Genomic DNA, 25,629 nt, shown 5'->3' on the forward strand with positions numbered 1-25,629 from the left:
CGGAGATCCTGATGGCGCGCAAGTATTTCGGAACCGACGGCATCCGGGGCCGGGCCAACGGGGTGATCACCCCGGAACTCGCCCTCAAGGTCGGTCAGGCGGCGGGCCTGGTGTTCCAGCGCGGCGACCACCGCCACCGGGTGGTGATCGGCAAGGATACCCGTCTGTCGGGCTACATGATCGAGACCGCGCTGATCGCCGGCTTCACCTCGGTGGGCATGGACGTGCTGCAACTCGGCCCGGTGCCGACCCCCGCGGTGGCGATGCTGACCCGCTCGATGCGGGCCGATATCGGGGTGATGATCTCGGCCTCGCACAATGCCTTCGAGGATAACGGCATCAAGCTGTTCGGGCCCGACGGGTTCAAGCTCAACGACGCGATCGAAGGCGAGATCGAGGAATTGATCGACGCCGAGCTGCACACGCGGCTCGCCGGCTCCGCCGATCTCGGCCGGGCCAAGCGGATCGAGAGCGTGCATGCCCGCTACATCGAGTTCGCCAAGCGCACCCTGCCCCGCCATGTGACGCTCGACGGCTTGCGCGTGGTGGTCGATTGCGCCAACGGCGCCGCCTACCGGGTCGCCCCCGAGACCCTGTGGGAACTCGGCGCCGAGGTGATCGCCATCGGCACCGAGCCGGACGGGTTCAACATCAACCGGGATGTCGGCTCCACCGCTCCGGCGGCGCTGGTCGCCAAGGTGCGCGAGCGCCGGGCCGATATCGGCATCGCGCTGGACGGCGACGCCGACCGGGTGCTGATCGTCGACGAGAAGGGCCACGTGGTCGACGGCGACCAGCTGATGGCGGTGGTCGCGCGGTCCTGGCAGGAGGACGAGCGGCTGACCCAGCCGGGGCTGGTGGCGACGATCATGTCCAATCTCGGCCTGGAGCGCTTCCTCGGCGGCCTCGGCCTGACCCTGGCCCGGACCGCGGTGGGCGACCGCTACGTCCTCGAGCACATGCGCGAGCACGGCTACAATCTCGGCGGCGAGCAATCCGGCCACATCATCATGTCGGACTACACCACCACGGGCGACGGCCTGGTGGCGGCCCTGCAGCTCCTGAGCGTGGTGCAGCGCCAGGGCCGGCCGGTGAGCGAGGTCTGCCACTGCTTCGACCCGCTGCCGCAGATCCTCAAGAACGTCCGCTACCGGACCGGCCAGCCGCTCAGCCAGGACAGCGTGGTCAGCGCGATCGCCCAGGCCCGCGCCCGCCTGGGCAATGGCGGCCGCCTGGTGATCCGCCCCTCCGGCACCGAGCCGGTGATCCGCGTGATGGCCGAGGGCGACGACCGCGGCCTGGTCAACGAGGTGGTTGACGAGGTGGTGGAGGCGGTCACCAAGGTCGCGGCCTGAAGTCCGGGATCCCAAAGGGCCCGCGGCCCTTTGGCGGGGTTCGGGGGCGGAGCCCCTGATGACTGGACGATCACGCGTAGGCGGCGCGCAGCACAGCCGGGGCTGTCATTCGCCACGCCGCCAGCAGGGCGGCGCGCAGGGGCTCCTCCTCGCAGAGGTCGAGGTCGAGATTGGTCCAGCCGCGCCGGCCCCAGGCGCCGTCGAGCGGCGTGAACAGGTCCGGGTCGGCCTCGCACAGGTCCGCCTGATCGGCCGGGGCCAGGCGCAGCACCACCCGGGCCTCCTCGACCCACAGGGTCGCGAACACCCGGCCCCCGACGCGGAAATCCGGGTTGCCGCGATGGACGCCCGCCACCGTCTCCGGCAGCATCAGCGCCAGGATGCGCACGTCCTCGGGCAGCACCGGCTCAACCCGGCCCGCGGGCGGATGTGTTCGCGATCGTACCGAGCGGTGCGGCCAAGACTTGCACATCCTTTGCTGAGCTGCGGTCTTGTCGGGCTGTAAGCAGGCCGCAAGGCTAACATTTAACGTTAAGCCGGATTTAAGACGTTCGATCCATCCTTCACCACGTCATCCGAGCCGGCTTGCCAAGCTTCCGGCACATGAGTCCAGTGAAGGAATACCCATGGCCCGCTCCAAGCTGAACGCTTTGGTGCGCAGCCTGACGCTCGCAGCGAGCGTCGGCGCGCCCTGCCTGGCCGCTGCCGCGGACCTGCTGCCCCCGCCCCCGCCCCCCCCACCCCCGATCGAGGTCGGCGGCGGCTGGTACCTGCGCGGCGACGTCGGCGCCAGCGTCTACACCCGCCCGAAATACACCGAGGCCTACGATTACACCGGCTACCCGGACGCCAACCGCTCGTTCGGCAACGAGGTCGGCGGCGGAGGGTTCGCGGGCGTCGGCGTCGGCTACCAGTTCACCCCGTTCCTGCGCGGCGACGTGACCGGCGAGTACCGCTACTCCACCGGCCTGCGCGGCAGCGAGTATTACAAGGGCCCCGAGTTCGACAACGGCCTCGGCTCCTACGGGGTCAACAAGTCGAGCAGCAACTTCGATTCCGCGGTGGTGCTGGCCAACGCGTATTTCGACCTCGGCACCTGGTACGGCATCACGCCGTTCGTCGGCGGCGGCGTCGGCTACGCCTTCAACCACGTCTCGGGTTATTCGACCAACCAGCAGTTCACCAGCCCGAGCTACGCCTACGATTACGGCCACCCGATCTACGATTGCAGCTGCGGAGCGCCTTCCTACAACTACGCGCCGGTCTACGACAGCAACGGCAACCCGGTGTACAATACCAACAGCGGCAGCAAGTTCTACAAGAGCAAGACCAGCGGCAGCTTCGCCTGGGCACTGCATGCCGGTCTCGCCTACGACGTGAGCGACGCCCTGAAGATCGAGGTGGCCTACCGCTACCTCAACCTCGGCAAGGCCGAGACCGGCCCGGGCTTCGTGCCGTGCTGCACCGGCAGCCTGCAGGCGATCAAGGTGAAGGACATCGAGGCGCACGACGTGAAGATCGGCCTGCGCTACTACCTCGGCGGCCTGGTCGCGGCGCCGCTGCCGCCGCTGATGCCGGAGCCGATCCCCGGCCCGCTGGTCCGCAAGTACTGAGTCTTTTTCCAACGCCCTGACGACCGACGGCGCGGATGCTCTCCGCGCCGTTTTTTTGTCCTGCGCCGGGGTTCATCGCGGGACGAGATGGATCGGAGATCGGAATTGCCCGGGCGAATAGGTCTAACCAAGTGTTGATGATCGAATCGGGATATCCGGAGAGCCCCAAAATAACGGACGCTTAAGGTTACCCATCTATCACTGCATCGAGGCCCGAGCCGCCGTCCGTCTCGCAGTTCCAGGACGATCCCGATGCGTACCGTCACCTTGCCGCTGCTGGCGATCCTCGGCCTCTGCGGCGCGAGCACAGCCCGGGCCGCAGACCTGGACTATGATTACCTGCGCGGCGCCGATTACGACCCGGTCCCCGCCCCGGTGGTGGACTGGAGCGGCGTGTATGTCGGCGGCCATGGGGGCTATACGTCCGCGGCGCTCGGCTTCAAGAACGCGCTCCAGCCGCTCGTCTACCAGCGCTCCCACGACACCACCGCAGAGAGCGACTTTCGCGCATCGACCCTGCTCAGTCCCCAATCCAAGCGTGTCGGTTCCGGCAGCTTCGGCGTCTATGCCGGGTACAACATTCAATACGATAGCTTCGTCTTCGGTATCGAAGGTGACTACACGAATTTCGGCCGCATGGGCTATTCTCGCGACAGTATAAATATCTCGAGAACAAACTCTGCGAACCTGCTGGAAGACTTGTACCTCAGCGGCACGTCGGCGACGCGGATCAACGATTACGGAACACTGCGCGCCCGCGTCGGATACGCAGCCGACAATTTGATGCCGTACGTTACGGGGGGCCTCGCCATCGGTCGCGCGCGCGCCGCGGACTCGCTGGTCTATTACGATTCCGGCTTCGATGTCAGCGCGTACAACGCGAACCTTGCGGGAACAAAGACTTTCGTGAATACCTTCGGCAGCTATTACAACGATCCAAAATCGAAGACCAAGGTCGTCGCCGGCGTGGCCCTGGGCGCTGGCCTGGAATACGCGATCACGCCGAACATCTTGCTGCGGGCTGAATATCAGTATGTGCTGTTCAATCAGTTCGACGGGCACAAGGTCAACCTGAACACGGTCCGGGCCGGCGCCGCGGTCAAGTTCTGATGCGGCGCGGCGTCGGGAGGCTTGCGATGCTCGACCCGAGGGGATTGCGAGCGCTCACGCTCGGCCTTCTCGTCGGGCTCGCCCTCGTCCCCGCCCCAGCCTCGGCCTGGCCCGAGGATCGCGGCTTCGACCCGCCCCGCCTTCGGCGTGCCGTCCGCGCACCGCCCGACCTGGCGGCGGTGCCGCCGCCCGTAATCGTCCGGGGTTACCTGCCACGCAACCATAACGTCCCGATGTACAACGAGCCGCCCCGCCGGGGGCCGGCTTGGTAATCAGATCAAGCGGCTTTTCAAGGCAGGCTTGAGCGCCATCGAAGCGGCAACCGCCCGAGAACGCAGCCGCCCGCAACGTCATCGGATCGGATCTTACGGCGTCCAGGAACTGCCGGTCGCAGCCGGCTCGTCGCTGCCGTCCGGAAGATCGGTGAGGACGCGCGAGTCTGCAGGGCGTCGACCCGGCGCGGTCGGATGCGTCATCGCCTGGATGACGGCGTCGGCCGATGGGATGACACCGACGCGTGCGAGCCCCCGCAGGAGGCCAACCGTAGAGAGCAGATGCACATTCGGCGGCTTGTTGATCACGCGCACGTCCCGGTCCTCGAAAAGGAGCAGGACCGGGGCGCCATCGCGGACGTAGTGTTTCAGGCCGTCATCCGACGACAGGAAGTCGGCGATGGCCAGTTCGCCGGCGTTGCGCTTGGGCTTCAGGCCCTGCTGACGGCGTTCAAGTTCCATCTGCCAGATATCCGTCGTGACGCGGATGAACCGGGAGCGGTGCTGCGCGATGAAAGCCTGGACGTCGCGATCCTTCCGGTAATGGACTGGGTCGCTCGTGACCTCGTCGTAGATGGCATCGACGACGACGATGGGCATATCGAGGTCCAGCAGCAGGGTGAGTGCATCGGCGACCCAGAGACTGTTGAATGGACCCGAATCCGGGATGATCAGGGTGCAACGTCTCACGTGGACGTCCACAGCCGCTCGAATGCGGCGGCCTGCTCCTGGACGAGGTGCTCGGGTGGGCGCGGCGGCGTGAGGCCGTGGTCGCCGAGGACTACGAGCAACGCCGCGTAGTCACGCAAGCCGAGCGCCTCGATCGCCTCCCGGCGTGTGATCATGCCAGCGGCGAAATCCACGAGGGGATCGGGGATCTTCTTCGCCGGGCCCGCACCGATCACAGCTTCCAGATGCGCGCGGACGATGGCGGTGACGCTGGTTCCATGGCGGGCCGCATAGGCCTCAGCTTCGTCGACCAGACCTTCGGGCAGGTTGAACGTCGTCTCGGGCATCGGATGCCTCCACGGCATCACAGATATATCCGAGTGCGACGTGAAGCCAGTTGCGGACGCCCCGCCGACGAAGGGCCACGCCCGGATGCAGGCCGCCGAGCCCTCAGCTCTCCAGCTCGCTGTCCCAGTACAGGTAGTCGAGCCAGGTGTGGTGGTACTGGCGGTGGTCGAACTCGGGCTGGCGATGGTGCAGCTCGTAGCGGGTCGGCCGGCGCGGCTCGGTGGCGAGCGGCATGTCCGCCTCATGCGGGGTGCGGTTGGCCTTGCGCAGGTTGCAGGGCGAGCAGGCCGCCACGACGTTCTCCCAGCTCGACAGGCCGCCCCGCGAGCGCGGAACCACGTGGTCGAAGGTCAGGCCGCCCGCCGGCAGCCGCAGCCCGCAATACTGGCAGCTGAACCCGTCGCGCAGGTAGATGTTGTAGCGGGTGAAGGCCGGGCTGCGGGCCAGCGTCACGTAGTTCTTCAGCGCCACCACGCTCGGCACCCGCAGCGCCCGCGACGGCGAGCGCGCCTCGACATCGTAGCTCGCCACCAGGGTGACGCGGTCGAGGAACAGAGCCGTGAAGGCGTCCTTCCACGACCACAGGGACAGCGGATTGTACGAGAGCGGCCGATAATCCGCGTTCAGGACGAGGGTTTGGAGATCCATCATCGGCGCGACTCTTCGGACTATCTCTGACGCGGGTAACGCGCGGGAACGCGCCGGCGCCCCACCGGCCCATCCGACCCGGCCAGGGGCCGGTGCAGGACAGGCCGGCGGACGGGACGTCGGCTCGGCGGGAGAGGCGGAAGGAGCAACAGGGCGGCGGGCCGGCGCGCGGGGGCGCCAGTCGGAGCGGTAGCAACCGGAACGCGGCCGGGCCGGACCGGCACCAGAGCCGGCCGAACCCTTTCGCGTGACAACGAAAAGGCCCTGTCCATACGGTGTTCATCTAATCCCACCGTGACACCCTTGTGAAGCTTTTCCAGCAGGGTCCCGGGGACGCACCCACAGCGGGGCCCTGGCCGGCCGATCCGGGCCAGGGTGGGCAGGGGCACGGTTTCGCCCTATTGGAAGCCCACAGCGCCCGGCCTCGAGAGGCGTGCCGAATCGCCTTGCGATCAGGCGCGCCCCTCAGGCTTCGATTCCACGCGCTCGCCGACGCCGAACCGATGTCCCCTTCGGCGACGAGCGCTCGAGAAGGCCCGCGCGGTTCCCGATGACCGCCGGTCCGCCGATGCCGGGCTCCGACCGCGCGCCCGGCGCGCCCGACGAGAGGTAGCCTATGATCCGCACGCCTGTGCGCTCCCGGAAGCTCAACGCCGCGCCGCGCCGGCCCGCCGCGCTGGCCCTCGTGGCCGCGCTGATGCTGGCGATCCCGGCAGCCGCGCCGCCTGCGGCCTGGGCTCAAGGCGCAGCGCCGGCCGGGCAGCCCGCGGAGTCCAAGCCTTCTGATGCCAAGCCTTCCGATGCCAAGCCGGCCGACGCGAAGGCGCCCGACACTGCCAAATCCGGCGAGGCCAAGCCCGCGCCGAAACCCGAGATGTCCGAGCAGCTCAAGGCGGTCCGGGCCCAGCTCGACGCCGCCAAGGCCGAGCTCGAGGCCCGCGAGAAGCAGCTGGGGCATACCGACCTGACCGCCGCGGATCTGGCGGCGATTCGCGACAGCGCCGGGACCGTCACCGAGGAGATCCGCGCGCTGATCACCCGGCTCGACACGCCGCTCGAGGCGGCACGCGAGCGGCTGGCTCAGCTCGGGCCGAAGCCCAAGGACGCCCCGGAGAGCTCGGACGTCGCCGAGCAGCGCGTCGAGCGCGAAGCCGCGGTGGCGCGGATCGACGAGACCCAGCGGCTCGCCCGCTCGCTGCAGGTGCAGGGCGACCAGATCATCGACCGGGTCTCGAACCGCCGGCGCGAATCGTTCACCCGCGACCTGTTCCAGCGCTCGCAGCCCCTGGTCAGCCCGGGCCTCTGGGCCAAGGTCATGGCCGACGTGCCGCGGGACACGCGCTCGCTGCAGAGCGCCGTGTCCGATATCGGGCTGCTGTTCTCGCGCAACGGCAGCATCGGCAACCTGCTGTTCCTGGGGCTCGCCTTCGGGATCTCGATCGCGCTGTATTTCGGACGGCGCAACATCGCCCCCCGGGCCGCCCGGCGGGACGCGGCCACCACCGAACCGTCGCGGCGCGCGACCCTGCTGGCCGCCTGGCGGGTGATCCTGCTCGGCACGGTGCCGGCGGTGGCGGGCTCCTACGCGGTCTACTACGCGCTGGACGCCACCAACCTGCTGCCCTCCCGGCTGCTGCCGGTGGCCGCCGCGATCCTGGGCGGGCTGGCCTTCATCGCCTTCGTGGAGGCCCTATGCGACGGGCTGCTCAGCCCCGACAAGCCGGCCTGGCGCCCGGCCCCGGTCGGCGACGCGGCCGCCATCCGGCTGACCCGGCTGGCGGTCGGCATCGCCACGGTGCTCACCGTGGTGAAATCCGTCGAAGCGCTGAATTCCGGGATCTCGGCGGCCCTGCCGATCTCGATCGCGACCCGCGGCATCGGGGCCGTCGCCACGGCCCTGATCCTGGCGATCGGCCTTCACCGGTTCGCCGATACCGAGCAGGAGGAGGAGGCCTGCTTCGGCCCCTACGTGCCGACCAAGACCACCACGGGCATCGGCGGCCCGGCCCGGCTCATCGGCTGGGCCGCGGTGGCGCTGATCGGGGCCGGTGCGCTGGTCGGCTACGTCGCCTTCGCGGCCTTCTTGATCGACCAGCTGATCTGGGCCGGGGGCGTGCTGGTGCTGCTCTACCTGCTGGTCCAGAGCGTCGACACCTTCATCGGCCGGGCGCTCACCGACGAGTCTCGGCTGGCCACCACGCTCCAGGCCAATACCGGCCTGCGCAAGCGCTCGCTGACCCAGATCTCGGTCCTGGCGACGGGGGCCGCCCGGGTCGTGCTGATCCTGGTGGCGGCGCTGCTCGTGCTGGCGCCCTGGGGGCTCGATTCCACCGACATCGTCTCGTCGATCCGGCAGGCCTTCTTCGGCTTCAAGGTCGGGGACGTGACGATCTCGCTGTCGAGCATCGCGTTCGGCGTCGGCATCCTGGTGCTCGGCGTGTTCGTCACCCGGGCGGTGCAGCGCTGGCTGGAGCTGACCTACCTGCCGGCCACCGACCTGGACGCCGGCCTGCGCAACTCGATCACCACGATCGCGGGCTATTGCGGCTTCCTGCTCGCCCTGGCGCTGGCCTTCTCGTATCTGGGCCTCAGCCTGGAGAAGCTGACCATCGTGGCCGGCGCCCTGTCGGTGGGTATCGGGTTCGGCCTGCAATCGATCGTCAACAACTTCGTCTCCGGCCTGCTGCTGCTGTGGGAGCGCCCGATCCGGGTCGGCGACCAGGTGGTGATCGGCGATTCGGAGGGCATCGTGAAGCGCATCTCGGTGCGCTCCACCGAGATCCAGACCTTCGACCGCTCGTCCGTGATCGTGCCCAACTCGAACCTGATCTCCGGGGTGGTCAAGAACCGGGTGCGCGGCGACCGCTCAGGGAGGGTCAGCATCACGGTGAGCGTCCTGCGCAACCAGGACCCGGTGCGGGCCGCCGAGATGATCGTCGGCTGCGCGCAGGCCCATGCCGACGTGCTGCGCGACCCGGCGCCCCGGGTGGTGTTCAAGAAGATCGGCGACCCGTTCCTGGAATTCGAGCTTTTGGTCTGGATCGTCGATGTCAGCCTCGGCCAGAAGGTCCAGACCGACCTCAACTACGCGGTGTTCGCCATCCTGTCGGAGGCGGGCTTCATCCCGCCCCTCGGCCCCGGCGCCAGCATCGTCACCGTGCAGGGTTTCGAGGCGATGCAGGCCGCGATGGGCGAGATCGCCAGCCGGTTCGGGCAGCCCGCCCCGGAGCCGGCCGAGCCGGCCCAGCCGCAGCGCGACCGCGGCCTCCGGAGCGCGGGGGGCTGAGCCCCGCACGCGCCTGGTCGCGCAATCGCGCCGCGCTCCCTATATCGCCCGAGCGTCCGAGCCGGATGCGGGAGCGTGGATCTGGAAACGTGGGCGGACGCAACCTGAGACGAGGCCTGCTCGCGGCGGCCGGCCTCCCGGCGCTGGCGCTGCTCGGCGCCTGCGCCACCGAGGCGCCGACCAATGCGGCCCTGCCGAGCATCTACCTGCCGCTGGCCAGCCAGAACGCCCATATCGACACCGATGCCGCCCGGGACATGATCTCGTCCTATCGCCGCAACCGCGGCGCCGGGCCGCTCACGGTGGATCCCGACCTGCAGCGGCTGGCCGAGGCCGAGGCCGCCGCGATGGCGCTGGCCGACCGGCCGAGCAAGGCGCAGACCGTGAAGGCCGCAGTCGGTCGGCTCGGCTACGCCGACGTGAACGCCAACCTGTCGGCCGGCTACCACACCCTGGCCGAGGCCTTCTCCGGCTGGCGCGAGAGCGCCCCGCACGAGGCCACGATGCTCGATCCGCGGGCGACCCGGATGGGGATCGCGACCGCCTACGCGCCGGGCTCGAAGTACAAGGTCTACTGGGCGCTGCTCACCGCCAAGTAGAGCGCGGCGCCAGCTGAAAGACAGGTTCGCAGGGCTCTGCCCTGCACCCGCAAAAGGTCTCGGACCTTTTGAGACCATGACTGTCCGCGATGGATCGCCCTACGGCAGGCCCTTCACGTTCGGCACCGGGGGGGCCTCCTTCATCAGCGTCACCGTCACCCGGCGGTTGGCCGCGAGGTAGGGGTTGTCGGGAAACATCGGCTCGGTGTCGGCCTTGCCGGAGACCGAGGCGAACCGGTCGTCCGGCAGCCCCGAGCCGGCCAGAAGCTCCCGCACGCTGATCGCCCGGCCGGCCGACAGCTCCCAGGGGGGCGCGGATGGGCGCTGGCCCGGCCTTTCGGTGGCGGTGAAGCCCGTGACGGCGATGCGGTTCGGCATCTGGCGCAGGGTCGGGGCGAGCTTCTCCAGCAGGCGCCGGGTGCGCTCGTTCGGGCGGGTCGAGCCGTCCGGGAACATCGAGCGCCCGTCCTGGTCGACGATCGACAGGTCGAGGCCCTGCTCGGACCGGACGATCACGACGTTCTTCGACAGTTCGGCGATGTCCGGCATGTCCTGCAGCGCCTGCCGCAGGGAGGCCGCCGCGAGGCCGAAATTGTCCGGCTCGCCGGTCTCGGTCAGGCCGAATTCGCTGCTCTGGTCGCGCCGGGGCGGCGTCGTCCGGTCGGTGGCCGTCTCGGGCGGGATATTGCGCAGGTACTTCACGTGGTCGGCGGCCGGCAGGCCCTCGGATTCGAGGATGCCGGCGAACTTCGATTCCTTGTTCACCCCGAAGGCGTCGCGCATCGAGCCGGCGACCACCTGCATTTTCTTCTGGTCCTGCGTCGAATAGGCCGCGACCATCACGAAGAAGCTCATCAGGAGCGCCATCAGGTCGGCGAAGGTCACGAACCAGCCGTGGCCGCCATGCGCGGCGCCGCGCTTCCGTCTGGCCATATCAGGCGGCCGATTCCATCAGCGCTTCGCGATGGTTGTGCGGCAGGTAGGCGACCAGCATCTCGCGCACCAGCGTCGGGCTCTTCTGGTCGCGGATCATCAGGATGCCGTCGATGATCAGGGAGCGGGAGACGTCCTCCTCCTCGAGCTTGACGTGCAGCTTGTCGGCGAGCGGCAGGGTGATCAGGTTGGCGATCACGGCGCCGTACAGCGTGGCGAGCAGGGCGGTCGCCATGGCGGGGCCGAGCTTCGACGGGTCGGACATGTTGGCGAACATCGCCACCATGCCGAGGATCGTGCCGATCATGCCCCAGGCCGGGGCGCAGTCGCCGTAGGCCCGGTAGACCTTCGAGCCCTCGTCGAGATGCATCAGGAAGTTGTCGCGGTCCCGCTCCATCGTGTCGCGGATGAAGTCCCGGTCGTAGCCGTCGGCGATGTAGCGGGCTCCTTGAGCCAGGAACGGGTCGGAGATTTCCATGTTCTCCAGCGCCATCGGGCCGGACTTGCGGACCACGTCGGCGAGCTTGGTGATCTCCTCGATCAGCTCCTGCGGCTTCACCGAGCGCATCATGAAGGCGAAGCGCAGGCCCATCGGCAGGCCGTGCACGATCACCGAGAACGGGAAGCGGATCATCGTCGCCGCGGTGGCGCCGCCGAACACCACGACCACCGCGTGCTCCGACGCGTAGGCCCCGAAATGGCCGCCATCGAGGATGATCAGCCCGACCACGACGCCGAGGCCCGAGAGGAGGCCGAGTGCGGTTGCGAGATCCATGGCTCTGGGCGCCCGATGCGAAATCGTAAAAAAGCGGTCCCAGCGGTCGCTTGCGGCCGGGTTATTCACAGCGGTAGGAAATCTTGCTGAATGAACCGTAAAGGCGATGGCTTCGACCCTGTCGAGGGCCGTCATCGCCCGTTCAGGCGCGCCCCGGCATAAGCCGTGTCGTGTGAGGGGTTTGGCGGCGGGATCAGCGAGATCCGCCCGCCGCAAGGACCTTAAGAAGTAGCGCGAGACCCGGACACACGGGCCGCGCCGGGGGTGTCGGAGCTGTCGTGATGGTTCGTCTGTACGGGCGGGTCCTGGGTTTCCTGAAGGCGGAACGGCGGCTGGCCATCGGTCTGGCTGCCACCAACGTCGTGCTGGCGATCGCGGCGTTCGCCGAGCCGCTGCTCATGGGCCGGATCATCGATCAGCTCACCCACCTCAAGCGCGGCGGCAACGCCATGACCACCATGCTGCCCCTGCTGGCGGCTTGGGTGGCGTTCGGCTTCTTCACCATCGCGGCGGGGGTGTTCATCGCGCTCCACGCCGACCGGCTGGCCCACCGCAACCGCCTGTCCTCGATGGCGAGCTATTTCGAGCACGTGCTCGACCTGCCGCTCGCCTTCCACTCGGCCAACCATTCCGGCCGGGTCCTGAAGGCGATGCTGGAGGGCACCAACGGCATGGCCTGGCTGTGGCTCGGCTTCTTCCGCGACCACCTCGTCGCCCTGGTCTCCCTGGTCGTGCTCCTGCCGATGACCCTGTTCATCAACTGGCAGCTCGGCTCGATCCTGGTCGTGCTGGTGCTGGCCTTCACGGCGCTCACCACCTTCGTGATGCGCCGGACCGAGACCCTCCAGGGTCAGGTCGAGGCGTTCAATTCCGGCCTCGCCGCCCACGCCTCCGACGCGCTGGGCAACGTCGCGGTGATCCAGTCCTTCACCCGCGCCAAGGCCGAGAAGGACGCGATGCGCGGCATCATCACCAACCTGCTCGCCGCGCAGATCCCGGTCCTGTCCTGGTGGGCGCTCGCCAACGTGGCGACCCGCGCCTCGGCGACCATCACCATGACGGCGATCTTCGTCACCGGCATCTGGCTGTACCAGGCCGGCACCACCACGGTGGGCGAGGTCGTGGCCTTCATGAGCCTGGCCACCGCCTTCGTGGCGCGCCTCGACCATGTGGTCGGCTTCGTCAACGGCCTGTTCCAGCAGGCGCCCAAGATCGCCGAGTTCTTCGAGATCTACGACACCGTGCCAGCCGTGGCCGACCGTCCGCATGCCCGGCAGGTCGCCCGGTTCGAGGGCGAGGTCACCTTCGACGAGGTCGCCTTCTCGTATGACGGCCGGCGCAAGGCGCTGGACGGCGTCTCGTTCTCGGCCCGTCCGGGCGAGACCGTGGCTTTGGTCGGCACCACCGGCTCGGGCAAGTCGACGACGCTCGGCCTCCTGCACCGCAGCTTCGATCCGGCCTCCGGGTCGATCCGGATCGACGACATCGACGTGCGCGACATCGGCCTCTCGTCCCTGCGCCACAACATCGGCGTGGTGTTCCAGGAGCCGATGCTGTTCGCCCGCTCGATCCGCGAGAACCTTCAGGTCGGCCGGCCCGACGCCACCGATGCCGAAATGCTCGACGCCCTGGAGCGGGCCCAGGCCGGTGCCTTCATGGCGCGCCAGCCGGACGGGCTCGACACGGTGATCGGCGAGCGCGGCCGGTCGCTCTCCGGCGGCGAGCGCCAGAGGCTCTCGATCGCCCGGGCGCTCCTGAAGAACCCGCCGATCCTGATCCTCGACGAGGCGACCTCGGCCCTGGACGCCGCCACCGAGCGCAAGCTCCAGGGCGCTCTTGAGGCCGTCATGGAGGGGCGCACCACCTTCGTGATCGCCCACCGGCTCGCCACGATCCGCAACGCCGACCGCATCCTGGTCTTCCACGAGGGCCGGATCGTCGAGGCCGGCACGTTCGACGCGCTGGTCGCCCAGAACGGCCGCTTCGCCGAGCTCGCCCGCGCCCAGTTCATGGCCGCCGAGGCCGACGAGACCGAGGGTCGCCTGGCCCTGGCAGCGTGAGGGACGGGCGCCGGTCCGCCGGCGCCCAAGGAAGTCTCAACCTTTCGGGAGACAAAGTCTTCCGTAGGCGGTCACCCGCCTCCCGGGAGCCCCGTCCGACCGGGCGGGCCCCTGGGGGCGAACCTGTTCCGGACCTCTGAGTCACAAAAAATGCTGCGTGAGATCGTCCTCGACACCGAGACCACCGGCACGGAGGCACGCAACGGCGACCGGCTGATCGAGATCGGCGCGGTCGAGCTGCTCAACCACATCCCCACGGGGCGGACCTTCCACCGCTATTGCAACCCGCAGCGGGCGGTCTCCGAGGGCGCGTTCAACGTCCACGGGCTGTCGGACGCGTTCCTGTCCGACAAGCCGCTCTTCGCCGGGATCGTGGGCGAGTTGCTGGCCTTCCTGGCCGACGGGCGCCTGGTCATCCACAACGCGCCCTTCGACGTCGGCTTCCTCAACATGGAATATGCCCGGCTCGGGGCCAACGCGCCGCCGCCGATCCGGCTGGAGGACGTGGTCGACACCCTGCCGATGGCAAGGCGCAAGCACCCGGGCGCGGCCAACAATCTCGACGCCCTGTGCAACCGCTACGGCATCGATACCAGCCGGCGCACCAAGCACGGCGCGCTCCTCGACGCGCAGATCCTGGCCGAGGTCTATGTCGAGCTGCTCGGTGGGAAGCAGACCAGCCTGGGACTCATGGACGCGCAGGCCGGCCCGGCGGTCCAGGCCGTCGTCCAGGCGGCTCCGGTGGCCGCCCGCCCCTATCGAAGCCGCCTTACGGATGAGGAGCGAACCCGTCACGACAGCTTCCGCGCGAGCCTCGGTGCAGCGCCGATCTGGGCCGATTACATCGGCGCCGACGACCCGGCCTGACCGGCCTTGCCGCATCGCACATCGGCCTCTATTGCGTCGCACCATATGCCGATCGTTGCGCCATCCCGGCCGCGGCACGGACGCTGATGTGACCAAGCGCGCACCCATCATGGATCCCTTCAGCAAGCTGAAGGCACTGCAGGACGGCGCGCGCAATCAGGCCGCCGGCTCGCCCTTCGCCGACATGATCGAGGCCACCCGCCTGACCAGCCTCGGCCGCCTGGACGAGGCGACAGCCCTGATCCAGCGCAGCTTCGGCGGCTACACGGCTGCGCCGCCCGCGGAGACGCCGGCACCCCAGGCTCCGCTCCACCGGCAAGAGGCTCCGCTCGAATCTCCTCGAGACGCCCGGCGAGAAGCCCCGCCGAAGGCCCGAAGCGAGACGCGCGCCGAGACCGCCCGCAACCCGATCGCCGAGCCGGCGGTGCGCGTCCGCAAGGTGGTCGGCAAGGTCGTGCGCGGCCTCGCGCCGGTGCTGAAGGGGTTCGGCCAGCCGCGCCGCGCGCCTGCGCAGCCGTCGGCACCCCGGAAACCTCCGGGCGAGAGCCGCTTCGTCGCCCTCAGCCACGCCGAGCCGGCCGGCAGCCGCGACTACAAGCTGTTCATCCCGGGCGATCCGGCCAAGCCGGCGCCGCTGATCGTGATGCTGCACGGCTGCATGCAGAACCCGGACGATTTCGCCGCCGGCACCGGCATGAACGCCCTGGCCGAGCGCGAGGGCTTCTTCGTCGTCTACCCGGCCCAGAGCCGGCAGGCCCATGTCCAGCGCTGCTGGAACTGGTACGAGCCGCGCGACCAGCGCCGGGAATCCGGCGAGGCGGCGATCATCGCGGGCCTCACCCGGGCCGTGATGGCGGCGCACACGATCGACCCGGCCCGGGTCTACATCGCCGGCATGTCGGCGGGGGGCGCGGCCGCCCTGAACATCGCCCGGGCCTATCCGGATCTCTACGCCGCGGTGGGCGTGCATTCGGGCCTTGCCGCCGGCTGCGCCCGCGATCTCGGCTCGGCGCTGATGGCCATGCAGGTCGGGGCGCCGGGTCTCGGCGCCCCAGGTCTCGGCACCGCGGCGTCGTTCGGCGCCTCGTCCGCCGGGCAGCGCATCCCCACCATCGTGTTCCACGGCGAGGAGGACGGCACCGTCAGCGTGCGCAACGCCGACCAGGTGCTGTCCCAGGCCAACGTCGCCGGCCTGACCGCCCGGTCCGAGACCTTCGAGGGCCGCGGCCACCCCTTCACCCGCACCCGCTACCGGGACAGGACCGGCCGGGTCGTGGTCGAGGATTGGCGGGTGCGCGGCGCCGGCCATGCCTGGTCGGGCGGCCGCCCGGAGGGCAGCTACACCGATGCCGACGGCCCGGACGCCTCGCGGGCGATGCTCGACTTCTTCGCCGAGCACCGGCTCGGGCCGCGGTAAATCGGCGGACGTGGGGCGAGCCTGGAGGCTTGCAGGGCGCTGCCCTGCACCAGCAAAAGGTCCCGGACCTTTTGAAACCGTGACCGGATCCATCCATGACCGCACCGATCCCGACCCTCGACGGCCTCGCGCAGGTGGCGGAGAGCTACGACCTGCTCCTCTGCGACGTCTGGGGCGTGCTGCATGACGGCCAGAAGGCCCATGTCCCGGCCGGCGAGGCGCTGATCCGGTTCCGCGGCCTGCCGGGCGCGCGGCCGCGCCGGGTGGTCCTGGTCTCGAACGCGCCGCGGCCCGGGGACGGCGTCGGCCGCATCCTCGACCGGTTCGGGGTGCCGCGCGAAGCCTACGACGCGATCCTGACTTCGGGGGACCTGACCCGGGAGCTGATCGCCGGACACCCGGGCGCCCGGATCCGGCATCTCGGGCCGGAGCGCGACCTCGGCATCTTCAAGGACCTCGACCTCAGCCTCGTCCCGGAGGAGGAGGCCGACCTCGTGGTCTGCACCGGCCTGTTCGACGACCGCAGCGAGACCGCCGACGATTACCGCGACGAGCTCACACGCCTCGCGGCCCGGCGTCTGACGCTGATCTGCGCCAATCCCGACCTCGTGGTCGAGAGCGGCAACCGGCTGATCCCCTGCGCGGGCCTGCTCGCGGCGGCCTATGCCGAGCTCGGCGGCACCGTGATCTATGCCGGCAAGCCGCACCGCCCGGTCTACGAGGCGGCTTTGGCCAAGGGCGCCGAACTCGGCGGCGCGCCGGTCGACCCGGGCCGGGTCATGGCGATCGGCGACGCGATCCGCACCGATATCGCCGGCGCCAGCGGCTTCGGCATCGCCAGCCTGCTGGTGGCGCGCGGTATCCACGCCGAGGAACTCGGCGTCTCAGCCGAGCATCACCGCCTCGGCGACGTGGCCGAGTGGCTCGGCCGCCAAGCCGTGCATCCGGATGCGGTGATCGAGCGGCTGGTCTGGTAGAGCGTCGGCCTCGGCCGCCATGCTACAACCGGGGATGGCCGATCCCGTCCCCGCCGCCACCCATGCCCGTACCATCCTGGCGGCGCATGAGCATCGCCGCCAGATCGCGCCCCTGACCGGCTGGGATGCCGGCCTGGACCTGCCCGCCGCCTACCTTGTGGCCGGGGAGGTCCGGCGCCTGCGCGTGGCGAGGGGCGAGCGACCCGTGGGCCGCAAGATCGGCTTCACCAACACGACGCTCTGGGACGCCTACGGTGTCCACGCGCCGATCTGGGGCCATGTCTACGACACGACCCTGCACGCGCGCGCCGCCTTGACCGGGCCGGTCCCGCTCACTGCCCTGGTCGAGCCGCGGATCGAGCCGGAGATCGTGTTCGGGCTGGCCCGGGCGCCCAAGCCCGGCATGGATGAGGCGGCCCTGCTCGGCTGCCTCGCCTGGGTGGCACAGGGGTTCGAGCTGGTGCAATCGCTGTTTCCCGGCTGGCGCTTCGCCGCTCCCGACACGGTGGCGGCCTTCGGGCTGCACGGCCTGCTGGTGCTGGGCGAGCGGGTGCCGATCGCCCCGGATGCGGCGCAGGGCTGGATCGGCGTGCTGGCGGACTTCTCCATCGAACTCCTCCGGGACGGCGCGGTCGCCGACCGGGGCAGCGCCCGCAACGTGCTCGGCGGCGGCCCGCTCGCGGCCCTCGGGCACCTGGTCGATGTGTTGGCTAACGATCCCGGGAGCCCTCCGCTCGCAGCCGGCGAGATCGTGTCCACGGGCACGCTGACCGACGCGCTGCCGGTCGTCTCCGGACAGGTCTGGACGACCCGGCTGTCCGGCCTGTCCCTGCCGGGTCTCGACCTCGCCCTGGCCTGACCGCGCCGGCGGCCGGGAAATCCTGTTCGGTCACCGGATTTCGACACAAAGCCGCAGGGTAATTCTGCCAAACCTGCTTAGGGTGCGGGCGAACGGGACCCGGCGAGACGGTCGGCATCCCGCGGCACGCGCTTCGCTTGGCGCCGCGTGTCGTCACCTGTGTCCGGTCGCGGCTTCGGGCATTGGTGATGGTTAGCCGACATGCCACATGCTGAGCCATGCCTGGACGCACGCGGAGCCGCTACACGACCTTCCTGGTTTCGGTGACCGCCGAGCGATCCGGCGGCCGCGGCCGGTCGAGTCCGAAATCCGCGCCCTTGGTCTACGCGGTGATGAAGCCCAATGCCGAGGCGGCGCTGCAGGCGGTCCGCACGCTCACCGAGGCGCCGGTCGCGGTCGCCATCGTGGGCAGCCTGTCCACCCGGGTGTCCAAGGGGCTCAAGCTGAAGCCCGGCGAGCCGCGCCCGGTGTGACGCGCCGGCTCAATCCACCGCCAGCCGGTAGCCGACGCCGCGCACGGTCTGCAGGAAGACCGGGTTGGCCGGATCGACCTCGGTCTTGCGGCGCAGGCGGTTGATCTGCACGTCGACGGTGCGTTCCGCGGCGGCTCCTCCGGGGCCGGCGAGCTGCTCGCGCTCGACATTGGCGCCTGCGGCCACCGCCAGGATCGTCAGGATCTCGCGTTCCCGCTCGGTGATGCGGATCAGCGCGTCGTCCCGGCGCAATTCGCCCCGGTCGATGCGGAACGCGAACGGCCCGAAGGTCACGGTCTCGGCCGCCGCCTCGCGCGGGCCGACGCCGCGCTTGATGATGTTGCTGAGCCGCAGGGTCAGCTCCCGGGGCTCGAACGGCTTGGGCAGGTAATCGTCCGCCCCGATCTCCAGGCCCATCACCCGGTCGTTGGGGTTGGACCGGGCCGTGAGCATCAGGATCGGCACCCGGGAGGTCTCGCGGACGCTGCGGGCGTAGTCGAAGCCGTTCTCGCCGGGCATCATCACGTCGAGCACCATCGCGTCGAACACCACGCTCTGGGCCCGGGCCCGGGCCTCGGCGGCACTCGCCGCCACGGTGACGCGAAAGCCCTGGTCGGTCAGGTAGCGGGCGAGCAATTCGCGCAGGCGCCGGTCGTCATCGACCACCAGGACATGCGGCGCCGCGTCCGGCAGCTCGGCCCGGGGCGCGGCCATCAGGCGCCGCCGGCTCCGCGCCGGGCCATCAGGCGCCGGACCGCCGCCCGGTCGTCCGGCTCGATCATCGCCATCAGAAAATCCTCCGGGGAGCCCAGCGCGTCCGGGGCGGCGAGCGCCCGGGCGAGGCGGCGGGCCTGGACCCGGGTGAGGTCGGCGGCCAGCTCCGCGCCGGACGGCGTGCAGTACAGCAGGCGCTGGCGCCGGTCGCTCGGGCCGGTCTTCTGCGCGACGTAGCCCTGGCCGATCAGGTCCTTCAGCACGCGGTTGAGGCTCTGCTTGGTGATCCGCAGGATGTCGAGCAGCTCCGCGATGGTCAGTCCCGGATAGCGGTCGACGAAGTGCAGCACCCGGTGATGCGCCCGGCCGAACCCGTAGGCGGCCAGGATCCGGTCGGGATCGCCGACGAAATCCCGGTAGGCGAAGAACAGCAGCTCGATCAGGTCGTCGCTGCGGAGGACGTGCGCCGGCGCCGCGGCGGCATCGGTCCGGCGGAGCGCGGGCGCCGATGCGGACCCGGCTGCGACGCCGCCGTCGCGGTGTGCCGATGAGGTCACGGGGGGCAGCGTGTCACGGGGGGACCGTCCGAATGGCAAGAAGGTCAGTCCCGCTGACATGTCTCAGCGCCGTCCGGGAGCGTCAAGTCCGGCGGCGCCCGCCCGCGAGACACTTGGCGCCTCGTCCCGGGATCCGGGTCCGAGGCGCGGCACTAAGGCGCTCATCGACATCGTGTTTTCCGGAATCCGGCAGCCGCCGTTCGGGATGCCGCCGCGATCGGGGACTTGCCGGTGGCGACGGCGCGTCCGATACCGGTTCGGGCCGATATCAGCGCCCGAGGGGAACAGCATGAGCGACGCCGACGCACAGGCCCGCCGCCTCTGGATCCGCGATCCGCTGGCCATCCTGGCCGAGGAGGCCGGGGGCGGTGTCGTGGTGGCGGGCAGCCGCATCGTCGAGCGCGTCGCCGCGGGCGCCCGGCCGGCCGACCCGGTGGACGAGACCTTCGACGCCTCGCGCCACGTGGTCATCCCGGGCCTCGTCAACACCCATCACCACGCCTTCCAGACCCTGACGCGGGCGCACCCGATCGCGATCAACAAGCCGCTGTTTCCGTGGTTGAAGGCGCTCTACACGGTGTGGGGCCGGATCACCCCGGAGGCGTTCCGGCTCGCCACCCGAGTGGCCTATACCGAGCTGCTGCTGTCGGGCTGCACCACGGCGGGGGACCACCATTACCTGTTCCCGAAGGGGCTGGAGCAGTCGGTCGACATCCAGGTCGAGGAGGCCAAAAGCCTCGGGATCCGCGCCGCCATCACTCGCGGCTCGATGAGCCTGTCCGACCGGGACGGCGGCTTGCCTCCGGAGACGCTGACCCAGGACGACGACACGATTCTTTCGGACTGCGAGCGGGTGCTGAACCTGTTCCATGACCCCGCCCCCGGGGCGATGGTGCAGATCGGGCTCGCCCCTTGCTCGCCGTTCGCGGTGACGAAGCGGCTGATGCGCGAGAGCGCGGATCTCGCCGCCCGGCACGGCTGCCGCCTGCACACCCATCTCGGCGAGACGCTGGACGAGGACCAGTTCTGCCTGTCGATGTTCGGCTGCCGCCCGGTGGATTATCTGGAGGAGGTCGGCTGGATGACCGACCGGGTCTGGCTCGCCCACGGCATCCACTTCAACGATGCCGAGGTCGCCCGGCTCGGCAAGGCCGGGGTCGGCGTGTGCCATTGCCCGACCTCGAACATGACGCTGGCGTCGGGCCATTGCCGCACCTGCGAGCTGGAGGCGGCGGGCTCCCCCGTCGGCCTCGGCGTCGACGGCTCGGCCTCGAACGACAGCTCGAACCTGATGGAGGGGGTGCGCCACGCGCTGATGCTGAACCGGCTCACCTACGGCGCCGAGACCGTGACCCATCTCGATGCGCTCCGCTGGGCCACCGAGGGCTCGGCCGCCTGCCTGGGACGCTCCGATATCGGCCGGATCGCGCCGGGCCGCGAGGCCGACCTTGCCCTGTTCACCCTGGACGAGCTGCGCTTCTCCGGCGCCCACGACCCGCTCGCCGCCTTGGTCCTGTGCGGCGCGACCCGGGCCGACCGGGTGATGGTGGCCGGGCACTGGCGGGTGATCGACGGTGAGCCGCTCGGGATCGACACGGGCCGTTTGCGCGAGGATCATTCGCGGCTGGCCGTGGAGCTGTTCGGGGTGGGGTGAAGGCTCGAAGGTTCGGATTCAAAAGGTCCGGGACCTTTTGCGGGTGCAGGGTGGAACCCTGCTCAGTCGCGGTGAGCCTTGAAGGCTTAAAATCGCCAGCGTAGCGTTGCTGCGGAGCTACGCCGAGGTGGAGAAGCCGCCCATGACGATCACCACCCTCAACAACCAAGAGTTCGAACACGATACCGGCCGCGCCAAGAAGGCTGCGGCTGAAGAACCGCTCTTCATCATCGAGATCTTGGGCCAACCGGCAGGCGTCGAAGACGTGGCGGTGGATTTCCCCCGCGCGCGCGACCTCGCGCAAGGCGCCGATTTCGACTGATGGTTCTGCTTATCGCAAGGTCCTGAGGGCCTTCCCAGTAGACCGAGCCGGTTCAGATGAAAACGTGCGACGTGAAGCGGTAACGCAGTCCTTCTTCTTAGAAGGTGCGACTGGATTCACACGTCGCCGAACGAGGCGTGGGTCCCCTCTCCCGCACGGGAGAGGGGACCCGCGCTTTATCCTGCACCCGTGCTGCCGCACCGGCACGGAATTCAGCAGCCCGAACGGAAGAGGGAACGCGGCGCGGCCTGCGGAAGGCGATGTGTGAACATCATTGCCTGCAGAGGCGCAGCCTGAGCGCTCCCGCTCAAAACAACCCGTCGATCTGCCCGTCGGCATCCAGCCGGATCGTGTCCGCGGCGGGCACCCGGGGCAGGCCCGGCATGGTCATGATTTCTCCGCAGATCGCCACCACGAAGCCGGCCCCCGCCGAGAGGCGGACGTCGCGCACGCCGACCACGTGGCCCTCGGGGGCGCCCATCAGGCTCGGGTCGGTGGAGAACGAGTACTGGGTCTTGGCCATGCAGATCGGCAGGTGGCCGTAGCCGTCCTTCTCGAAGGTGGCGAGTTTTTGCGCCGCCTTGCTCTCGATCTGGATGTCGGCAGCGCCGTACAGCTTGGTGGCGATCGCCCGGATCTTTTCCGAAAGCGGCGCCTCGGTCTCGTAGGCGTAGCGGATCGGCGCGGGCTCGGCGGCGGAAAGCTGCACCACCGCGCGGGCGAGATCCTCGGCGCCGGCGCCGCCCTCCGCCCAGTGGCGGCAGGTGATCGCCTCGACATCCAGCCGCTCGCGGCACAGCTCCTTGAGCCGGGCATGCTCGGCGTCGGTGTCGGCGTAGAAGTGGTTGACCGCGACCACCACGGGCAGGCCGAAGCCGCGCAGGTTGGTCACGTGCCGGGCGAGGTTGGCGAACCCCTTCTCCAGGGCGCCGATATTCTCGCCCCCGAGGCTCTTCTTGTCGACGCCGCCATGCATCTTGAGGGCGCGGATCGTGGCCACGACCACGACCGCCGACGGGGTCAGGCCGGCCTGCCGGCACTTGATGTCGAGGAACTTCTCCGCGCCGAGATCGGCGCCGAACCCGGCTTCCGTCACGGTGTAGTCGGCGAGCCGCAGGCCGGCCCGGGTGGCGATCACCGAGTTGCAGCCATGGGCGATGTTGGCGAACGGGCCGCCATGGATCAGGGCGGGGTTGCCCTCCAGCGTCTGCACCAGGTTCGGCTGCAGGGCGTCCTTGAGCAGCACCGTCATGGCGCCGGTGGCCTTCACGTCCTTGAGGGTAACGAGCTTGCGGTCGCGGGTCTCGGCGATGACGATCCGGCCGAGGCGCTCCTCCAGGTCGGCCAGATCACGCGCAAGGCAGAACACCGCCATCACCTCGGAGGCGACCGTGATGTCGAACCCGTCTTCCCGGGGGAAGCCGTTGGCGACGCCACCGAGGGACTGGTTGATCTGGCGCAGGGCCCGGTCGTTCATGTCGACCACCCGGCGCCAGTGGATCCGGCGCACGTCGATGTTGAGCTCGTTGGCCCAGTAGACGTGGTTGTCGATCAGCGCCGCCGCGAGGCTGTGGGCCGAGGTGATGGCGTGGAAATCGCCGGTGAAGTGCAGGTTGATCTGCTCCATCGGCACGACCTGCGCCTTGCCGCCGCCGGCCGCCCCGCCCTTCATGCCGAAGCAGGGGCCGAGAGAGGGCTCGCGCAGGCAGATCATGGTCTTCTCGCCGATGCGGTTCAGCGCGTCGCCGAGGCCCACCGTGGTGGTGGTCTTGCCCTCGCCCGCGGGCGTCGGGGAGATCGCCGTCACCAGCACAAGCTTGCCGGGTGTCTTGCCGTCCAGCCCGGCGATGTAGCCGTGGTCGAGCTTGGCGATGTGCTTGCCGTAATTGTGGAGCGCCGCATCCGGGATGCCGAGCTTCTCCGCGACCTGCGCGATCGGCTTCAGGGTCGCGGCGCGGGCGATCTCGATATCTGACGGCATGGGCGTTCCTCCCTGGCTCCGCGGGCACGGCGCCCGCCCACCCGCCGACTGTTATCGTGCGGGGATCTTGCCTCGCGATGTCCTGCCGCGCCGGTCTCGCGCGGACGCGGTCGCACGGCGAGGCCGCCCGACGCGCAGCGGCAGCACTGTGCGTCAAACCGGACGAAAACGCCCGTCGATTTTTATGAGCCGGCCGACAAATTAGTCTTGCCGGCGCGGAGAGGATGCGCAGGCGGTCAGAGGCTGCAGGGGGCCTTCAGCCCCCCGACTTCTTGGCCTTGTCGGCGGAGCCCGGGGCCTCGTGCGGCTGGGGCGCGCCCTTGGGCAGTTCCGGGTTCTCGGCGTTGTGCGGCACGGCGACCGGGGCCGGCGTGGTCTCGGCGGTGGCGGTCGGCTTCTCGGTGTCCGGCAGGCCGTCCTTGAGCTTGTCGTTGATCTGCGCGAGGTCGTCCGGCTCGGGGTTCAGGTCCTTGGCGTGCTGCCACTGGAACTTGCCCTCGAGGCGCCGTCCGGCCCGCCAATAGGCGTCGCCGAGATGGTCGTTGATGGTCGGGTCGCCGGGCTTCAGCTCGACCGCCTTCTCCAATTCGCGCACCGCGTCGTCCCAGCGGCCGAGGCGGTAATAGGCCCAGCCGAGGCTGTCGACGATCATGCCGTCCCGGGGGCTGGCGTCGGCGGCCTGCTGCAGCAGCCTGAACGCCTCGTCGATGTTGATCTTCTGGTCGACCCAGGAATAGCCGAGGTAGTTCATCACCTGCGCCTTGGCGGCCGGCTGGCTCGCGGGCACCAGCGACAGGGCCTTCTTCAGGTCGGCCTCGGCCTTCGGCCATTGCTTGGCGCGCTCGTAGGCTGTGCCGCGGAAGTAGAAGGTCGTCCAGTAATTCGCCAGCGGCCGGTCGCCGATCAGCGCGATGGCGCGGGTGTAGGTGGCGGCCGCCTCCTCGTACTTCTTGCGCGCCCGCTGGACGTTGCCCAGCGCGGTGATCACGTCGATGTCGTCCGGGTGGGCCTTCATGGCCGCGTCGAGATGGGCGAGCGCCTCGTCGCCCTTGCCCATCTGCTCCAGGTTGAGGCCGATCTGGATGTCGGCATTGAGCTTGAGCGGCGAGGTCGCGGGGATCTGGGCGTAGGCCTCGTTGGCGCGCTCGGTCTGCTTCATTCGGTCGAGGGTGTCGGCGAGCGTCAGCCGGGCGAGCCCGTGGTCCGGGGCGAGGTAGAGCGCCAGCCGCAGGTAGATCACCGCGGGCAGCTCGTCCCCCTGCGTCGAGCCCGCCGAGCCCAGCCCGTACAGCACCTCGGCGGCGCCCTCCTGGGCGGTGCCGATCAGCCGGGTCAGGGGCTTGCCGTCCTTGAGCTTGTCCAGGGCGTCGCGCACCAGCGGGTGGCGGGGCGAGAGCTGGTCGAAGTCGGAATAGGCCTGGATCGCCAGGTCGGTGCGGCCGAGGCTGGCCTCGAGCCGGGCATAGGCGTCGACGATGCGCAGGGTGTTCCGGTCGGCCTCGTAGGCGGCCTTGAGGCGCCGCTCGGCCTCGGCGTTGTCGCCGATCACCGAGGCGATCAGGCCGGCATGGTAGTCGCGGAAGGTGTTGTAGTAGCGCTCGCCCCGGAGCTTGTTGACCGTCTCCAGCGCCTTCTTGCCGTCGCCCGCGCCGGCATAAGACCAGGCGGTCAGCAGGGTCGCGGTGAGATCCGTCGCAGCTCCGCGGCCGCTGCGGGAAAAATTCTGGCGGGCGGCGGCCCATTGACCGGCCTTGATCTGGCGCACCCCCAGCGAGAGGTTGGCGAGCCCGTTGGTCGGATCGCGCGCGATCAGCTTCTCGGCGGCCCGGAACGCGTCCGGCAGGGCGCCGTCGGCCAAGAGCGAGATGAAGGCGCGCTCGACCAGCTCGGCGTTGCGCGGATCGGCCTTGACCGCCTCGCGGTAGAAGCTCGCCGCCGCCGCCGTGTCCCGGGACGCACCCGCGATGTAGGCGGAGAGGAAGTTGCCCTCCAGGGATTCCGCGGGCTCGTATTCGAGCAGCGGGGCCGACTCGCGCGGCTGGGCGGCCAGAACGGTCTGGGGCAAGCCGGCGGCGAGCATCAGGGCGAGCGCCGAGACGCTCCGGCGGGCGCGTGTTGTCATCATGAACCGGTCGCGGCT

24 protein-coding genes are annotated in these 25,629 nt (G+C 69.7%); 14 read left to right on the forward strand and 10 right to left on the reverse strand.

The window, feature by feature from the left end; translation table 11 throughout:
- Window positions 1-11 precede the first annotated feature (11 nt).
- On the forward strand, window positions 12-1,355 hold the full coding sequence (glmM, locus tag MKL09_RS04600) for a phosphoglucosamine mutase (RefSeq protein WP_058192390.1): 1,344 nt from the start codon (window positions 12-14) through the stop codon (window positions 1,353-1,355).
- 70 nt (window positions 1,356-1,425) lie between these two features.
- On the opposite strand, the gene MKL09_RS04605 is transcribed toward glmM, so the two are convergent.
- Window positions 1,426-1,758 (reverse strand): MmcQ/YjbR family DNA-binding protein, encoded by a 333-nt coding sequence (locus MKL09_RS04605; RefSeq protein WP_244018369.1) that lies wholly within the window; start codon window positions 1,756-1,758, stop codon window positions 1,426-1,428.
- Window positions 1,759-1,981: 223 nt separating this feature from the next.
- On the opposite strand from MKL09_RS04605, the gene MKL09_RS04610 reads away from it, so the two are divergent.
- The 3 genes from MKL09_RS04610 to MKL09_RS04620 all read left to right on the forward strand — a co-directional run bounded on the left by MKL09_RS04610 (window position 1,982) and on the right by MKL09_RS04620 (window position 4,350).
- Complete coding sequence (locus MKL09_RS04610) at window positions 1,982-2,968, forward strand: outer membrane protein (protein ID WP_244018371.1); 987 nt, start codon at window positions 1,982-1,984, stop codon at window positions 2,966-2,968.
- 252 nt (window positions 2,969-3,220) lie between these two features.
- Window positions 3,221-4,078, forward strand: coding sequence for an outer membrane protein (locus tag MKL09_RS04615; RefSeq protein WP_244018373.1), 858 nt, complete (start codon window positions 3,221-3,223; stop codon window positions 4,076-4,078).
- Between the two features lie 26 nt (window positions 4,079-4,104).
- Entirely contained in the window at window positions 4,105-4,350 is a 246-nt protein-coding gene (locus MKL09_RS04620; RefSeq protein ID WP_244018375.1) for a hypothetical protein, read from the forward strand.
- 93 nt (window positions 4,351-4,443) lie between these two features.
- On the opposite strand, the gene MKL09_RS04625 is transcribed toward MKL09_RS04620, so the two are convergent.
- From MKL09_RS04625 to MKL09_RS04635, 3 genes are all read right to left on the reverse strand, one after another.
- Window positions 4,444-5,052: a hypothetical protein gene (locus MKL09_RS04625; RefSeq protein WP_244018376.1), complete on the reverse strand. Its 609-nt coding sequence runs from the start codon at window positions 5,050-5,052 to the stop codon at window positions 4,444-4,446.
- Window positions 5,037-5,366, reverse strand: a complete 330-nt coding sequence (locus MKL09_RS04630) for a hypothetical protein (protein ID WP_244018378.1) — start codon at window positions 5,364-5,366, stop codon at window positions 5,037-5,039. The genes MKL09_RS04625 and MKL09_RS04630 overlap by 16 nt, the downstream gene beginning before the upstream one ends.
- Window positions 5,367-5,469: 103 nt before the next feature.
- The gene (locus tag MKL09_RS04635) at window positions 5,470-6,018 is read right to left on the reverse strand and encodes an HNH endonuclease (RefSeq protein ID WP_244018380.1); all 549 of its coding nucleotides are present in this window, start codon (window positions 6,016-6,018) and stop codon (window positions 5,470-5,472) included.
- Between the two features lie 613 nt (window positions 6,019-6,631).
- Here MKL09_RS04635 and MKL09_RS04640 point away from each other — a divergent pair.
- Both MKL09_RS04640 and MKL09_RS04645 read left to right on the forward strand, forming a co-directional pair.
- Window positions 6,632-9,301: a DUF3772 domain-containing protein gene (locus tag MKL09_RS04640; protein WP_244018382.1), complete on the forward strand. Its 2,670-nt coding sequence runs from the start codon at window positions 6,632-6,634 to the stop codon at window positions 9,299-9,301.
- An 89-nt stretch (window positions 9,302-9,390) separates the two neighbouring features.
- Window positions 9,391-9,900, forward strand: coding sequence for a CAP domain-containing protein (locus MKL09_RS04645; RefSeq protein WP_244018384.1), 510 nt, complete (start codon window positions 9,391-9,393; stop codon window positions 9,898-9,900).
- Between the two features lie 99 nt (window positions 9,901-9,999).
- Here the strand turns inward: MKL09_RS04645 and MKL09_RS04650 are convergent, their stop codons facing one another.
- Both MKL09_RS04650 and MKL09_RS04655 read right to left on the reverse strand, forming a co-directional pair.
- Window positions 10,000-10,833: a flagellar motor protein MotB gene (locus tag MKL09_RS04650; RefSeq protein ID WP_244018386.1), complete on the reverse strand. Its 834-nt coding sequence runs from the start codon at window positions 10,831-10,833 to the stop codon at window positions 10,000-10,002.
- A 1-nt stretch (window position 10,834) separates the two neighbouring features.
- Window positions 10,835-11,608: a motility protein A gene (locus MKL09_RS04655; RefSeq protein ID WP_244018388.1), complete on the reverse strand. Its 774-nt coding sequence runs from the start codon at window positions 11,606-11,608 to the stop codon at window positions 10,835-10,837.
- 281 nt (window positions 11,609-11,889) lie between these two features.
- Between MKL09_RS04655 and MKL09_RS04660 the strand changes: the two genes are divergently transcribed.
- The 6 genes from MKL09_RS04660 to MKL09_RS04685 all read left to right on the forward strand — a co-directional run bounded on the left by MKL09_RS04660 (window position 11,890) and on the right by MKL09_RS04685 (window position 18,261).
- Window positions 11,890-13,668 (forward strand): glucan ABC transporter ATP-binding protein/ permease, encoded by a 1,779-nt coding sequence (locus MKL09_RS04660; protein WP_244018512.1) that lies wholly within the window; start codon window positions 11,890-11,892, stop codon window positions 13,666-13,668.
- A gap of 150 nt (window positions 13,669-13,818) precedes the next feature.
- Window positions 13,819-14,535 (forward strand): DNA polymerase III subunit epsilon, encoded by a 717-nt coding sequence (gene dnaQ / locus MKL09_RS04665; RefSeq protein ID WP_244018390.1) that lies wholly within the window; start codon window positions 13,819-13,821, stop codon window positions 14,533-14,535.
- Window positions 14,536-14,644: 109 nt separating this feature from the next.
- Window positions 14,645-15,952, forward strand: coding sequence for an alpha/beta hydrolase family esterase (locus tag MKL09_RS04670; protein WP_244018392.1), 1,308 nt, complete (start codon window positions 14,645-14,647; stop codon window positions 15,950-15,952).
- Window positions 15,953-16,047: 95 nt separating this feature from the next.
- The gene (locus MKL09_RS04675; RefSeq protein ID WP_244018394.1) at window positions 16,048-16,929 is read left to right on the forward strand and encodes a TIGR01459 family HAD-type hydrolase; all 882 of its coding nucleotides are present in this window, start codon (window positions 16,048-16,050) and stop codon (window positions 16,927-16,929) included.
- A gap of 34 nt (window positions 16,930-16,963) precedes the next feature.
- Window positions 16,964-17,788 (forward strand): 2-keto-4-pentenoate hydratase, encoded by an 825-nt coding sequence (locus MKL09_RS04680; RefSeq protein WP_244018396.1) that lies wholly within the window; start codon window positions 16,964-16,966, stop codon window positions 17,786-17,788.
- A 218-nt stretch (window positions 17,789-18,006) separates the two neighbouring features.
- Complete coding sequence (locus MKL09_RS04685) at window positions 18,007-18,261, forward strand: hypothetical protein (protein WP_244018398.1); 255 nt, start codon at window positions 18,007-18,009, stop codon at window positions 18,259-18,261.
- Between the two features lie 9 nt (window positions 18,262-18,270).
- Here the strand turns inward: MKL09_RS04685 and MKL09_RS04690 are convergent, their stop codons facing one another.
- Together MKL09_RS04690 and MKL09_RS04695 are read right to left on the reverse strand one after the other, a co-directional pair.
- Window positions 18,271-18,975, reverse strand: a complete 705-nt coding sequence (locus tag MKL09_RS04690) for a response regulator (RefSeq protein ID WP_244018400.1) — start codon at window positions 18,973-18,975, stop codon at window positions 18,271-18,273.
- A complete protein-coding gene (locus MKL09_RS04695) occupies window positions 18,975-19,532 on the reverse strand; it encodes a MarR family winged helix-turn-helix transcriptional regulator (protein ID WP_409566900.1) in 558 nt (185 codons plus the stop codon). The genes MKL09_RS04690 and MKL09_RS04695 overlap by 1 nt, the downstream gene beginning before the upstream one ends.
- Window positions 19,533-19,821: 289 nt before the next feature.
- On the opposite strand from MKL09_RS04695, the gene MKL09_RS04700 reads away from it, so the two are divergent.
- Entirely contained in the window at window positions 19,822-21,186 is a 1,365-nt protein-coding gene (locus tag MKL09_RS04700; protein WP_244018402.1) for an 8-oxoguanine deaminase, read from the forward strand.
- Between the two features lie 142 nt (window positions 21,187-21,328).
- Window positions 21,329-21,508 (forward strand): hypothetical protein, encoded by a 180-nt coding sequence (locus MKL09_RS04705; protein WP_244018404.1) that lies wholly within the window; start codon window positions 21,329-21,331, stop codon window positions 21,506-21,508.
- Window positions 21,509-21,815: 307 nt separating this feature from the next.
- On the opposite strand, the gene MKL09_RS04710 is transcribed toward MKL09_RS04705, so the two are convergent.
- Window positions 21,816-23,489 (reverse strand): formate--tetrahydrofolate ligase, encoded by a 1,674-nt coding sequence (locus MKL09_RS04710; RefSeq protein ID WP_244018406.1) that lies wholly within the window; start codon window positions 23,487-23,489, stop codon window positions 21,816-21,818.
- A gap of 256 nt (window positions 23,490-23,745) precedes the next feature.
- The gene (locus MKL09_RS04715) at window positions 23,746-25,614 is read right to left on the reverse strand and encodes a tetratricopeptide repeat protein (protein ID WP_244018408.1); all 1,869 of its coding nucleotides are present in this window, start codon (window positions 25,612-25,614) and stop codon (window positions 23,746-23,748) included.
- Between the last annotated feature and the right edge of the window lie 15 nt (window positions 25,615-25,629).

The organism is Methylobacterium sp. J-048 (assembly GCF_022829515.1).
Lineage (GTDB): Bacteria > Pseudomonadota > Alphaproteobacteria > Rhizobiales > Beijerinckiaceae > Methylobacterium.